Source organism: Paenibacillus sinopodophylli (assembly GCF_005930355.1).
Taxonomy (GTDB): domain Bacteria; phylum Bacillota; class Bacilli; order Paenibacillales; family Paenibacillaceae; genus Pristimantibacillus; species Pristimantibacillus sinopodophylli.
Genome location: NZ_VDBO01000001.1, coordinates 1825728 through 1840268, shown reverse-complemented (window position 1 = coordinate 1840268; position 14541 = coordinate 1825728). Strand labels below are relative to the sequence as shown.

The following is a 14541-nucleotide window of genomic DNA, read 5'->3' as shown; positions in this document are numbered from 1 at the left end:
CGAAAGTCCATGAAATTTGTAACTAGCCGAGGGTTGTCCGGAGTCGCTTATTTAGAAGCGTTGCGGGTGCAATCCTTTTTTATTTATCGTGCTCGTGATACATGGCAGTTATCGATTATTAATCTATAGATGAGGGGGAATATGCATGCTAGAACAGTCTATCGTTCAACAATTACGCCAAATTGTCGGTAATCAGTATTTTAGAGATGATAACGAGGCGCTAGTCACCCATTCCTATGATGGAACGCCAATGCTTCAAAGTTTACCAGACGGTGTCATTTATCCAGAGAACAAACAGCAAATTTCGGAAATTATGAAGGTGCTTGCTGAAAACAGAATTCCAGTGGTATCGAGAGGGTCTGGTTCCAATTTGTGTGGAGGGACGGTTCCCATTCTGGGGGGGATTGTCATGGTGATGCATCGCATGAACCGGATACTTGAGGTTGATGTGGACAATTTGACAGCAACAGTTCAACCTGGACTCATCACCGCAGAGTTCATATCGAATATTGAGTCCAAGGGGCTGTTCTATCCGCCAGATCCTAGTAGTATGCGAATATCCACAATCGGAGGAAACATCGCGGAGTGCTCTGGGGGACTGCGTGGGCTGAAGTACGGCACGACGAAGGATTATGTCATCGGTCTTGAGGCTGTCCTCGCGAATGGTGAAATAATCCGGACTGGCGGGAAGCTGATGAAGGATGTAGCCGGTTATGACTTAACTAAGCTCTTGGTAGGTTCAGAAGGTACGTTAGCCATCATTACCGAGGCCACTTTAAAGCTGATTCCTCCACCTAGAAGCAAGCAAACGATGCTTGCAATGTTTAATAATCTCTATGATGCAGCCAGAACGGTATCCAAAATTATTGAATCGAAAATTATTCCAGCAACACTAGAGTTTATGGATAATCCAACGATTCGAGTTGTTGACGATTTCGCAAAGCTAGGACTGCCACGTGATATGGAAGCGATTCTATTAATCGAGCAAGACGGTGATCTGGAAGCAGTGGAACGTGATATCAAAATGATTGAGCACATATGCATTGCTGAGAAAGCGGAGCGAGTGGAAGTAGCGGAGAGCCGCGAGCATGCGGAGAGATTACTGACTGCGCGCCGCAGTGCGTTTACTGCGCTAGCCAGACTACGTCCGACTACAATACTTGAGGACGCTACGGTTCCTCGTTCCAAGATTGCGGACATGGTGCGTCGCATTAATGAAATTGCTCTGAAATACGATGTCATGATCGCGACATTCGGTCATGCAGGAGATGGGAATCTCCATCCGACGGCGACGACGGACGCTAGGGACCATGAGGAAGTACATCGAGTGGAACAAGCTTTCGAAGAGATTTTTCAAGCTGCGATTGAGCTGGGAGGAACCATTACTGGTGAACATGGAGTTGGTCTCGTGAAGGCTCCATTTCTGGAATGGAAAATTGGAAAGCCAGGCATAGAAGTGATGCGGGGCATTAAGCAGGCCTTTGACCCGCATAACCTGTTGAATCCAGGTAAATTATTTGCCAAAGAGACAAGGAAGAGAGTGGTGATAAACCGTGACTGAATCTAATCATGCTGCCATCCATAAAAAGCCGACGGTAAAGCTTAGCAGCCCGCTGGCCGAGTCGCTCCATCTGAAGCTTGATTACGATCAATTGACCAATTGTATGCGTTGCGGCTTCTGCTTACCGGCTTGTCCGACGTTCAGAGAAACAGGATTTGAGCCCGAATCTCCTCGAGGGCGAATCGCACTGATGAAGGCCGTTGCTGATGGCATTATGGAACCCGATCAGGCTTTTCAGAATCAAATGAACCAATGTCTTGGATGCAGGGCATGCGAGCCAGCTTGTCCCGCCGATGTCAAATATGGACAATTAATTGAGCAAGCTAAAGATGCAATCGAAGATCATGCTGAACATAGCGTGCCTGTTAAGGGGCTGCGAAAAACGATGCTAAAAGGGATGTTTCCGCATCGCCACCGATTAAAGTGGATGGGACGCGGTCTGTCCTTCTACCAGAAATCGGGATTGCAGAGAGTAGCCAGAGGTATAGGGATTATGCGTGTGTTTCCATCGCACCTTCGGGAATTGGAACAAATTATGCCTGCTGCAACCGGTAGAGGTGTCGTGGAAAGGCTAGGTACCGTATATCCAGCGAAAGGCGAGACCATTGCTAGAGTTGCTTTATTCAGGGGCTGCATCATGGATGTCTTATTTGCAGAGACGAATGTCAATACCGTGAAGCTGCTATCGGAAGCGGGTTTTGAAGTCATTATTCCGAATGAGCAGGTGTGCTGCGGGGCACTTCATGCGCATAGCGGAGAGATGGATTTGGCGAGAGAATTGGCCCGTACGAATCTACGTGTCTTCAAGTCAGCGGGAATCGATTATATCGTATCGAATGCAGGCGGATGCGGCGCCTTGCTGATCGAATACGATCATCTCTTGCATGAGGATGAGGAACATGGCAATCTTGCCGAATGGTTTGTATCACATGTTGTTGATGTTAGCTGGCTCATTCTTGAACGAGGAAGAATTCCACTGTTCACAGACCGATCAGCAACGGCGGAGGTTCCCGTGAAGATTACTTATCAAGATTCTTGTCACCTACGCAATGTGATGAAGAGCTCCGGTTCTCCAAGGCAACTCATGAGGCACATTGCAAACGTCGATTTCGTGGAAATGAAGGAAGCGGATCGATGCTGCGGCTCAGCAGGTATCTATAACTTGACTCAACCCGTGATGGCAGGCCGTATACTTGAGCATAAGATGGAGCATGCAAATCGAACGGAAGCCCACTATATGTTGACAAGTAATCCTGGCTGCTTGCTTCAGATGAAAGCCGGTGTGTTGAAATACGGGAATCCTGAGCATATGGAAGTTAAGCATATTGTCGATTTTCTCTACGAAAGAATGGGTCGTACAAACGAATCCGCAGGCGATTAAATTCGATCCCTATCCCACTCGTTCAGAGGTGTGGGCTTTTTTGTGGCAGCAATCCTAATCGATAAGCAGTTGGGGTAACGCCTATCTGTTTTTCGAACTTGCCGCAGAAATAGGCAGGGTCATTGTAGCCAACAATGAGGATTGACCTGACTTTGCAGGGCTGTCAACTCCGCTTGCAGCTGGGGTTGCTTTTTTTTGCATTTTCCAATTGGCACACACTAAGAAGAAATGAGATTAGCTTGACCGATTTCCCCGACACGGAGGTTCATAATATCGTGCTTAAGGTGTAGTTGAAGATTGAGAAGAGTAAATACAAACTTCGCACATGTGGAGTACTTAGCAATAATGGTACGGAAAGGTGTAACCAACAAATAATCCCGAGTTGTGAATAGATAAGTATAATTGTGGAACTTTTGTGTGTGGTGAGGTAAAAACAATCTGCATGAAATCCGTCAAGGGATTTTTAGCTGTCTTTGAATTTAATGTGAAACTGATATCATTTACAATATTTATGAATAATGATAGACTAATTTAGGTTGTTTATTAAAAATATAAACAATATATCATATTTATTAGGAGGAAATAAAAAAGTGGGTAATTTAGGATTAAGAGTTAAAAGAAACATAGCACTATTATTAATAGCTTTCTTATTTGTAGGGTTATTACCGGCACAAGTTTTTGCTAATGAATCTAATAGTCTTACAGACATTAAAGGTCATTGGGCAGAGGAATCTATTACTAAGGTCGTTCAAGAAGGACTATTTAAAGGAAGTGCAGAAGGTGCATTTGAACCACAAGGTTCAATGACAAGAGCAATGTTTATTACTGTTCTTAATCGATTATCGGAAAAGTTAGATGGTCCTGATGTTGAAGTGAAAGAACAGACCTTTACTGATGTTCCTGCGAATGCTTGGTACGCGAATGCAATAAGTTGGGCAGTAAGTGCAGAGCTTACTGATGGATATGGCAATGGGACTTTCGGTCCTAATGATCTATTGAATCGTGAGCAAATTACAGTATTAATGATAAGATTCCTTACTTCATATATGAATTATGATCTGAGTGACTATCAATCTAGCGCTTTATTTGCAGATAATGAACAAATTAGTTCTTGGGCTAAAGAAGCAGTTTATCAATCAGTAGCACTAGGACTTGTTCAAGGAGAGACCGGCAACTTATTCAATTCTAAAGGTATCGCAAGCCGTGCAGTTGTAGCGGTCATTACTGAGCGTTTCCTTGAAAAGTCAGCTGGTCTTAAAGTTGATCAACCGAGCGTGACACCTGCGCCAACAGCAACGCCACAGCCGACAACAACATCAGGCGGTGGAAACGGCGGTGGAGGCAGTTCCACGATTAAGGTGACAGCTGCTACGATTCAACGTAACAACACGGAAGTGACAGGTACAATTATTCGTTCTGGTGATCAGCTAACAGTTGCTGTAACACCAGCAGGTGCAACAAAAACGGTGAAATGGATTGTTAATGGTAAAGTTAAATTACAAGCGGAAACGTATACGGTTGAAGCTCTTGATGTAGGCGCTGTGATTACAGCAGAGGTAACGGGTACTGGAGCATATAGTGCTACAGTAACTAGTGCGGCAACGGGTACAGTAGTAGCATCAGTAGATCTTGCTAATAAAGATTTAAATAGCGCACCAGTTGTTGTTGCGGATGATGTGATATACCTGGATGAGGGCGGAAATGAGATTTCTCTAAATGCTGCAGATACTGTATCCTTCTCAATAACAGCTTCTGCAACTGAAGTCCCTGAAGTAGAACAAGAAAATGTGGCAGCCGCTCTTGAAAAAGAATTTGCTGATATAGAGCTAGATGTTTCTGCACTTGATATTAAGTATTTTGCAATTGATGCAAAATTATTAGTAGAGTCAGAGGATAGCACATCAACTGAAATCCATCCTGTCGGAAAAACGACATTAACGCTTTCTAAAGGAAATCTTGGATTTAAGGCAGATGAAGATATTAGCCCGTACACGTTCCTAATTGGACATACAAACAAAAAAGATGAGCAGGAGAATTTGGTTGGAAAGGTTGTTGAGATTGACGGTGAACAATATGTTCGGGTTGAGCTTAATGGTCTGAGCAGAGTTTATATTGGTAATATTGCTCCGTTGACGATTACCTTCGATACAGATGGTGGAAGTGAAATTGCAGCTAAAAAAGTTAAGTTAGGCGAAATAACTCCAGTAGTTGCTGCTCCTACAAAAGAAGGTTATTTCTTCATTGGTTGGAATGTTGATTTGAATAAATCTCCAATCTATATGAATATGACGATTAAAGCACTATGGCTTGAGGGAGCATATATTCCAAAAGAGCGTTTGTTACTTGTAGATTCGGGTGGTATTGAGGTAGAAGAATACAGCTTTAATGCGAATGGTGTAGTTAAAGTAGCATTATCTGAATCTACTACTTATGATACTGATCTACAATATACGCTAAATATTAAACCTGCTATATATGCGGCTAAGTATGCACTTCGTGATTCATCTGAGGCTGCTGCTAGTGCAAAAGTTGAAGATGCTGTTGATGTGAATGGAAATATTAATGTTCCAATAAAAATTACTGATGCAAATGCTAAAGTGATTACAGGTAATTATTCTTCGTTCATTAAATGGTTCGATGAAGATGGGAACGAGATTAATTTAGAGATTGTCACTGTTACTGTGGAAACCGATGTACGTTCTGCAACTAGAGAACAAACTTTTGATGTAAATCGTGGAATTGGAACAGTAGAGGTAATGCTGCTAGGTAATGGTGATGAATATGAGGACTATTATTCATTCTTAAATGGCTACTTAAGTGGAAATGCACAATGGAATGACTATACTCTTTCTTTAAATGCTTCATTTGATAAGTATATTTCTGGATCCTCCGGACCATCCGTGAAAATTGATTATAATAATTATGCGGGACTGAAGCTGGTCTTTACTCCTTTCGCAGACGAATCTTATAACAATGTGGTAGCTAAGGCTAGCGCATATTATTGGGAAAAAAATACACAAAAATTTATTGATGTAGATACGAGATTGAATGATAAAGGACTTCTAGAAGTTACAACAAAAGACAATCAAAAAATTCGTGAATTGGCGGGAACATCAAATAGCTTTTATTTTTATGTAACTGTTGACGTTGATGGTCGTAAGCAACAAGTAAATGTGAATATGTATGGTTTAGCTGATGGAGTTGATGATACTACTAAATATATTAATACAGACCAATGGACTGAAGTAGTTGCAGCACTTGCAACATACCCCAAAGTTTATGTTTCATATTACGGAGAAGCTGTAAACCTGAATAATGTGTTAGAGCTGCAACCAAATCAAACTCTTAGTATTCAAAGTTCTAAATTTACGATTGGCTCAGGAGGAGAGCTGCGCTTAGTTGGCAGTGCATACGGTGGAGCATATGTTAATACTAGTGGAGAAATTATTGTATCTATCGGAGGCAAAATTACAACTAACTCGCAGTTAGAAACGCAAAATACTCGCTATTACTCTGGTGTGAGTGCGGAAAGTGGACTTACAGTTGCATCAGGCGGAGAAATTGCTGTACCAGAATACGGGCTATTATCTCTTCGTGGTAAAGCGGGCTTAACTATTAAGCAAGATGGTGCTTTGAATGTTAAGGGTAGTTTAATGATTGATACTCATGCAGAAATTAATGGGGCACTGAATATCATTGGTTCAAATGAAAGTTATATTAACTATTCAAAAGGTGATGTTAGTGTTTATGGAGATCTAGCCATTAATAAATTGTTGGAGGTAAGTCGAAATGGACATTTATCCGTTTCTGGTATGACAACCATTCAAAAAGACAGTGAGCTTCGTTTAACTAAGGGTAACATTAACCTAAACGGAAAAACGTACAACTATGGAAAGATCACTGTACAAGAGGGAGATTTAGTGCTATCAAACGTTGGTTATGCAGTTAATAATGATGGCATCATTGAGCTTGCAGCGAGCGCTGGATTAATTATACCAGGAACTACATTAGTGAATAATAAAACGATTTCAGGTTCTGGTACAATTACGTTGACAGAAGATGCTAATGCGGCCGCAAATTATAATAATGGTATTGAGTATGTAACTGCAGATGGCGCTGTGTCTCCTAGTAACTATACTCGCTATCAGTTTGCTAGTGATCCAGATGCAATGGTAACAGCTATTATTTACGAAAGTAAGATCTCTGGAACAGGCACTGTAGCTCAGCAAATAAAAATTAATACGGTTAAAATTCCTGAATAGTCATTAAATATAAAGTAAATGAAGTAATTTGTGAGGCAGGAGTTCTGTAATATACAGAACTCCTGCCTTATGTTATATACGTTTGTAATTGACGGATTATAATATGAATGGCTGGCAATATTCGATATTTTCGGTTGTTGCTTTGCTAGCTTTGCTTCTTCCGGTCGTTGCCATCCAGTTGAGAACCATCCAGATGATGTTGGTACAGCTTCCTTAGGAGAAACGGGACCTGTTAAGCCTGTTCGCTGCCGTCACGTCGCTTAGAATTAGAAGGGTAACTTAAAAAATTTTTTTTAGTGTGAAAAATAATAGGCTCTTCGATTGTATTACTAATGTAAGGACGTAAGCAGGTAATGAAAAAAAAGCCGAGTTAATCTGAATAATGAATAAAAAGCTAGAATACTAGCTAAAAACTTTATGAGGTGAAAAAAATGAAAACAAAATTCAAAATGATTACTCTTACCGCTGTTACCGCATTATCCTTAACCTTTGTAGGTCAAAGCTATGCAGCTACCAAAAACTTCTCGGATTTATCGAATATCGCTGCAAAGGATAAAATTATTGCCTTACAGGAACAAGGCTTAGTGAAAGGTGTTTCGGATGACTTATTTGCCCCGAATAACACCATCACAGCAGCGCAAGGTGTTCAGCTTATCGTGAATGCCGCGGATTTGAATCTAGATCTAGTCAGATTCCTTGTAGCACCTAAAGCTACGGATTATTTCAAAAATGCAAACAATGATGCTTGGTATGCCAATGCTTTAATTACGGCAAGCGTTAATGGGGTGGTATTGCCAGCCGACCTGGATCTTAACCAGAAATGGACGCGTGAAGAGTTCACTTACCAGCTTATTAGTACGTTTGAAACACATAGCAATTTGCCGATGATTAAGCTTGCTCCTGTTCAGATTAATGACAGCACGGATCTAACTGTTGAATATGATGGAGCTATTCAGCGTGCGCTTGCTTATAACGTAGTGAAACTTGATGAGCAGGGAAATTTCCATCCTAAAGCGGAGATTACTCGTGCTGAGGCAGCGGAACAGATTTACAATATACTCGAATACGTTAAGGCACATCCTGCACCAGCGCCACAACAAGATCAAGAATCAGATACAAATGCAAAAAGATCACCTTCCTCCACAAGTCCACAAATACCAGGTACAATATAGGATCTACAAAATCAGAGTTCTCGGAATGAAAAAGCGGTCTTCCCTAATTGCGGGAGATCGCTTTTTTTTGAGATAGTTGAGGATTAATCTATAGAAGCCAATATACGCAATAATATGGCTAATAAACGCAAGGAATTGACTTATATTTTATATTTAAATAGATATATAGGCCTTTGAGTCCGACTAAGTAGCGACTCAGAAGGTCAGAATGTGATTCTATTATAGAAAATGTGAGGTAAACAAAATGTTGAACGCAAACGACCAAGCATGGGTAAGCCAGGTTATAGACAAGCTAGTAGTGAAAATGGATTGGGTAAGTGAAAAATCCAAATATAAAATCCCTTATACAACAATTAACGGAACGCATGATAACCATGCCAAGGATAACCCTAATGACCCTGAGACGGACGGTATTAACTGGTGGACCAATGGTTTCTGGGGTGGAATGATGTGGCTCATGTATCACGAAACAGGTAATGAAAAGTATAAGGAGATTGCCAATTTCTCCGAAGATGAGTTGGATGAATGCTTCCGTCAATATTACGGTCTTCATCATGATGTTGGATTTATGTGGCTTCCCACCAGTGTTGCCAATTATAAAGTGACTGGCAATCTGGAATCGAGAAAACGAGCAATGCATGCTGCTAATTTGCTGGCTGGCCGTTTTAATCTTGCAGGTGGATTTATTCGCGCGTGGAACGATATGAAGGGAATGGATACAAGGGGGTGGGCGATTGTAGATTGTATGTTTAATCTGCCTCTGCTTTATTGGGCGACAGAGGAATCAGGTGATCCGCGATTCAAGCAAATCGCCATGCAGCATGCGGATACCGCCATGACGGCATTTGTCAGACCGGATGGTTCCGTTCATCATATTGTTGAATTCGATCCTTTTAATGGCGGAGTAGTTAAGACATATGGTGGGCAAGGTTATGAGGATGGCTCCTCATGGACAAGGGGGCAGACTTGGGCGCTGAACGGATTTATGATGAGTTATATTCATACCGGTAAAGAAGAGTATTTGCATACTGCTAAAAAAATTGCACATTACTTTATGGCCAATATACCGGATAACGGCATTATTCCGATCGACTTTAGACAGCCGGAAGAGCCTGCATATGAAGATTCCACTGCTGCAGCTATTGCAGCATGCGGCTTAATTGAAATTTCAAAGGTTGTAGCTGAGCACGAAAAGGATCTTTATCTACATGCAGCACTGAAACTGTTGAAAACGCTTGATGAATCTCGTAGTGATTGGACGAATAAATCGGATTGCTTGTTAATCAACGGTTCTGCAGCCTACCATAACAATAATCATCATACATCTATTATTTATGGAGATTATTATTTCATGGAAGCAATCTTCAAGCTGAAAGGGAATGATTTGTATTTGTGGTAGTCGTTATTAACAAGGAGGGCTCCTTATAAAGCTGCCCTCCTTGTTAGTTCTGTGATTGACTTCGGCTTAATTTTGCATATTTGCCAGGAGAAATGCCGCTAATCTTCTTGAATGTACGAATAAAATTAGCATAATCATTAAAACCGGAAGAATGACAGGCTAAAGAGACGGAATGGCCATCAGCTAGTAGTTGTTTAGCGAGAGCTACCCGTTTCATTAAAATATAATGATAAATGGTCCCGCCTGTTTGGCTTTTGAACATATGGCTTAGATAGAATTTGTCCACGGACAGCTTCTTGGATATTTGTTCTAAAGACAATTCACTCCTCAAATTATTCTCAATATACTGCATGACAGAGTGAATGAAAGAAGAGGTTGCACGGGGCAAGAGACTCTTTACTTTGCCGAAAGCATCATTGGTAAAAACTAAGATTTGGACTAAAAAAGTTAAAGAAAGAACATCGCTGCCATATGTTTTGTGCTCTAGAGCATGAATGAGCTTTGATGAAATACGGATGAATTCCTCGATTTGGGACTCATCCAATTGAATAATATGATCAAATCCCGACTTTCGATTAATGAAGCAGTGGAGTAGATTCGTTTCGGCAGAGCAGAAGGGCTGGATCATGTCCGGCTTGAAATGGATGGTCATTCGTTCATAGGGTTTTCCTGAGAGATTGATTACCTTATGGATTTCGTGATTGTTTATAACAAGTAAATTTCCTCGTTGCAGGTGATAGCAGAATTGATTAATAAATAGGTTAACCTCACCATCTAAAAATAAATAAATCTCGTAATTGTCATGAACATGAAAGTCTTTAGTGGGGGCTATGCTGGATGTGCCATGACTAGCTAACAGATCCTTATGTATGAATTCGTAATATTTCGATGTAGTCATTGGAATCCCTCAGATCAACAATAATCGCAATAAACGGACAAGGTGGATGAAGTAAGTTCAGTGCTAGAAATGATGCTTTCGAAAATCTCCCGGAGTCACTCCGGTTTGTTTTTTAAAGGTACGATTGAAATGACTAATATGATTATAACCGACTCTAGCAGCGATTTGGGTGACATTGAGGTCCGTGCTTCCCAGCAGCTCCATTGCGGCTTGAATTCGAATAGTTGATAAGAGCTCGATATAAGATTTTCCTTTCACCAGCTTGAGCATGTTACTGAAGTAAGAAGGGGCCATTAATGCCTTGGCAGCCACATCCTCTAGATGAAGCTCCTCATCATAATGTGTCTCCATATAAGTGATGGTTGTATAGAAGGCTTCGCGATAAAACGCTAGTCTTTGTGTTTCGTGTGGGCTATGTAATTGGGAGTAATGCTTGTATTGTCTGCCGATCATAACAAGAAGCTTTAACAGCTCAGCTTTAATGGCTAGCCGATAGCCTTCCTCTTGTTCCTTCCATTCGGTCAGGATAACGTTTAGCAGGCTTTCAATGACTGACTGCAGATGTGGAGGAAATGCCAGCTTAGGCATAAGGTCGCTTTCGGATATAAGTGGTCTAATGTAGGCGAAATCAACAAAGGTCTGCATTTGCGCCAGATCGCGAAAGCTCTCATTAATCGCATGGGGCATGAAATCAACCTGAACCATAATGAAATCAATCGCTTCACGGGTGCTAAGGCGATGCTCTTGAAAGGGTGGGATGGAGAAAAGATCGCCCTTTGTCAAAATATATTGCTGACCCGCGGTCCAATGAATACAGCTGCCGGACATCATATAACAAAGCTGCAGGTGCTCATGAGCGTGTGAAACCTGATTCATATTGGTTGAGGTCCTAACTTCTATTTTGAATGGGAAATGATCATCAAGCATCTCTTTATACGTATAGATAGGGTAATCCGCCATCATGTCCTCCGTAATTTGTCAGTCTATTAATCCACATGATTAAACCTCGCTAAATATGCTGTAGGTGTTTGATGATAATATTTCTTGAAAATCCTGCTGAAATAAAGCTGGTCTTGAAAGCCCACTAGGCTTGAGATTTGCTGAATGTTTAAGCTGGTTTGCCGCATAAGCTCGCAAGCTTTCTGTAATCTGAATTTAAGTATGTATTGCAGTGGAGTTTCAGCGGTGATGAGTTTGAATAGCGTCGTAAAGCGGTCATTACTCAGGTGAGACATTTCGGCAAGGTCTCTCACATAAATTTCTTGCGAATAATGATTGTGAATAAATTTGATCGAATGATAGATCTCATTTCTAATCCTGTTGGATGGGTAGGTATCATCGCAGTTAAGCTGCCTTGAAATGATTGAGAATAAATAGGCCAGCTGCGAAGAAGAAGCAAGCTCAAACCCCTTTTTTTTGTCACGTAATTCGTCCATCATTTCTTCAAACACAGCGGTAATCCTATCATCTTGCCCTATAAAGCCAGTATGTTGTTCAGAAAGCCCTGCTTGATGAAGAAGTTCCTCCACGCCATAGCCTGTGAAATGTACCCAATAAGCTAAAAACTCCTTTTCAATACTGTGACCGTAGTGCTGCTCCTCAAAGGGACGATACAAGAAAAAGCTTCCTGGCTGCAAGGTGATCTCTTGTCCCTTTACATATATTTTCATGGGCCCCACAGGATGATAAGACAGGTAAAAGTCCTTGCGGCCTGCCTTTCTGTGGGTCATGCGAGTAAATGATTCAAAGGCATAATAACCGACTGAGTTTATAATCAGATGATGGTTTAAATCTATGCAGCCTTGATCATCTTCATCGGGTACTCGATATAAGTTAGTAAACCTCATTCCTGCACCACTCTCCTAATTGCTTGATCTTAGTTTAACACGAATACGTGAAAAATCCATATTGTTACGGAAATATACTATATGGCTCCATCCCCATCCGAAGGTACACTTTACTAGTAAGAATAACGAAGGAGGAGATTGAAATGAGTATTTTTTTGGGCTTAGAGTATGAAAGCTATAAATATGTATTTGGGATTATGAATAATTTCAAATTGCCTTTTGACGAGAATAAAACGATTTCTCTGACATGTGGCAGGAATGATCGAGCAGCTGTCCAGCTTCTGGTTTATTCCGAGCAGGAAATGCTCGTGAATGTGAATGAAGATGCCAGCTTCTATGAGCGGGGTCCAATCGTAATTGCACGTGTAAGTGTTGAGGTACCGGGCTTAGAGCATGGGCGAGTGAAGGCCAAGCTGATTGGACTTGTAGAGGATGATGATCGGCAATTGAAATCAGATATGGTGATGCAGCAATCCTCTATTTATGTTGAGAAAAGAAGAGTGCAGCCGGTATGGGTTGAGGTCGAGTTCGATCCGGATGTCGCGCCTGGTATTTACACCCCGCAAATTAGCGTATATCAACATAGCATGTTCGAGGATGAGAGGCTGATCCGTACACTAACCTTCGAAGTAAAGGTGATGGATGTCGAGTTAAGCAAGCCAGCGGATTATGCGTTTTATTTGGATCTGTGGCAGCATAATTCCAATATCGCTCGGAAGTACGATGTGGAGCTTTGGAGTGATCCACATTTCGCAATTATGGAAAGCTATATTTCCTCCTTGGCTGATCTTGGGCAGAAGGCCATTACCGTCATTGTCTCGGAAATTCCTTGGTCGGGACAATCCTCCTGCTATGATCGGATAGATCCTGCGAATATGTTTGAATACAATATTGTAAAAGTGACTCAGTTAAAGAATCAACAATGGGTTTTCGATTTCAGCGCATTAAACAGGTATGTGGAATTATGCATGAAATATGGGATTAAACAAGAAATTGAAGTATTCGGCTTACTTAATATTTGGGTGCTTGAGGATGCGGGCTATGGCAGTGTTATGGCAGACCATGGAGATGCCGTGCGAATCCGATATTATGAAGAGGGAAGTCGAACTTTCAAATATATGAAAGAGAAGCAACAGTTCGAGCTTTATGTGGCTGCGCTTGAGAACAACTTTATTGAAAAAGGCTGGATCGATATAGTAAGAGTACTCGCAGATGAACCGTGGGATCTCACGGTTTTCACGCAGCGGCTAAATGCAATGAAAGCTATGGCGCCATCCTTTCAATACAAGGCTGCTATTGGACATGCGGATTTTATCGAAAAGAATATAGAAGGAATGGTAGATTATGTACCTGTCATTGATTGTATGGCTAACGATTATGAGCAAATTATGAAGCTGAAGCAAGGGATAAAAGGGAAACTGCTTTATTATGTGGCCTGTATGCCTCAACATCCTAATACGTTCATAACCTCTCATTTACTTGAGAGTAGACTCATACCTTGGTTGGCGTGGTATTGGAATGTGGATGGCTTCTTACGCTGGAATTATACGGTATGGCCGAATGATCCCTTGAATCGAATTACTTATCATGGTCCATTCTTCCCTGCCGGGGATACCAACTTTGTTTACCCTGGTCGTGATGGCAAGCCGATGCTTACACTCCGTTATAAGCTGCTGCAAAAGGGAATACGCGATTTTGAAATCATAAAGCGTTACGTTGAACAAGGTGGAGACCGAGAGAAGTTGATGCAAAAAATGCAGAAGGTATTTTTATGGAGTGATGTGAAGGAAGTGCATCCAAATGCAAGGAGGAAAAGAGAAGAGCTGTTCTCATTGGACAATCAGGCTTACGATCTTATCATAAGAGATATTCTTGAAGAGATGGCTGGCGCACAATAGTTAATGGATTAAAGGAGGGGCCTGACGTCATCTAGGATGACGTCAGGCTCCCTTTTCGCGGATTTGTGCAAAAGAAACGTGGAAAAGGGAAAGCATTCGTCAATGCGACATGCCACAATGAAT

The 14541-nt window shown here is 41.5% G+C and carries 10 protein-coding genes; 6 read left to right on the top strand and 4 right to left on the bottom strand.

Annotated features, from left to right (window positions below; genetic code table 11):
• Positions 1–145: 145 nt before the first annotated feature.
• Together glcD and FGT79_RS08290 are read left to right on the top strand one after the other, a co-directional pair.
• Entirely contained in the window at positions 146–1561 is a 1416-nt protein-coding gene (gene glcD, locus FGT79_RS08295) for a glycolate oxidase subunit GlcD (protein ID WP_138752221.1), read from the top strand.
• Entirely contained in the window at positions 1554–2942 is a 1389-nt protein-coding gene (locus FGT79_RS08290; protein WP_246096217.1) for a (Fe-S)-binding protein, read from the top strand. The genes glcD and FGT79_RS08290 overlap by 8 nt, the downstream gene beginning before the upstream one ends.
• A gap of 22 nt (positions 2943–2964) precedes the next feature.
• On the opposite strand, the gene FGT79_RS32535 is transcribed toward FGT79_RS08290, so the two are convergent.
• Positions 2965–3078, bottom strand: a complete 114-nt coding sequence (locus tag FGT79_RS32535) for an AraC family transcriptional regulator (RefSeq protein WP_425465009.1) — start codon at positions 3076–3078, stop codon at positions 2965–2967.
• A gap of 454 nt (positions 3079–3532) precedes the next feature.
• On the opposite strand from FGT79_RS32535, the gene FGT79_RS08280 reads away from it, so the two are divergent.
• The 3 genes from FGT79_RS08280 (at position 3533) to FGT79_RS08270 (ending at position 9775) form a co-directional block, all read left to right on the top strand.
• A complete protein-coding gene (locus FGT79_RS08280) occupies positions 3533–7204 on the top strand; it encodes an S-layer homology domain-containing protein (protein WP_171056127.1) in 3672 nt (1223 codons plus the stop codon).
• Between the two features lie 431 nt (positions 7205–7635).
• On the top strand, positions 7636–8376 hold the full coding sequence (locus tag FGT79_RS08275) for an S-layer homology domain-containing protein (protein WP_138752219.1): 741 nt from the start codon (positions 7636–7638) through the stop codon (positions 8374–8376).
• A 244-nt stretch (positions 8377–8620) separates the two neighbouring features.
• The gene (locus FGT79_RS08270) at positions 8621–9775 is read left to right on the top strand and encodes an AGE family epimerase/isomerase (RefSeq protein WP_138752218.1); all 1155 of its coding nucleotides are present in this window, start codon (positions 8621–8623) and stop codon (positions 9773–9775) included.
• A 43-nt stretch (positions 9776–9818) separates the two neighbouring features.
• On the opposite strand, the gene FGT79_RS08265 is transcribed toward FGT79_RS08270, so the two are convergent.
• The 3 genes from FGT79_RS08265 to FGT79_RS08255 form a co-directional block, all read right to left on the bottom strand.
• Positions 9819–10673 (bottom strand): helix-turn-helix domain-containing protein, encoded by an 855-nt coding sequence (locus FGT79_RS08265; protein WP_138752217.1) that lies wholly within the window; start codon positions 10671–10673, stop codon positions 9819–9821.
• Positions 10674–10736: 63 nt separating this feature from the next.
• Positions 10737–11636, bottom strand: coding sequence for a helix-turn-helix transcriptional regulator (locus tag FGT79_RS08260; RefSeq protein ID WP_138752216.1), 900 nt, complete (start codon positions 11634–11636; stop codon positions 10737–10739).
• Positions 11637–11659: 23 nt separating this feature from the next.
• Entirely contained in the window at positions 11660–12520 is an 861-nt protein-coding gene (locus tag FGT79_RS08255; protein ID WP_138752215.1) for an AraC family transcriptional regulator, read from the bottom strand.
• A gap of 143 nt (positions 12521–12663) precedes the next feature.
• Here FGT79_RS08255 and FGT79_RS08250 point away from each other — a divergent pair, with 143 nt between their 5' ends.
• Positions 12664–14418 carry a DUF4091 domain-containing protein gene (locus FGT79_RS08250; RefSeq protein WP_138752214.1) on the top strand — a complete coding sequence of 585 codons (1755 nt, stop codon included), beginning with the start codon at positions 12664–12666 and terminating at the stop codon, positions 14416–14418.
• Positions 14419–14541 lie beyond the last annotated feature (123 nt).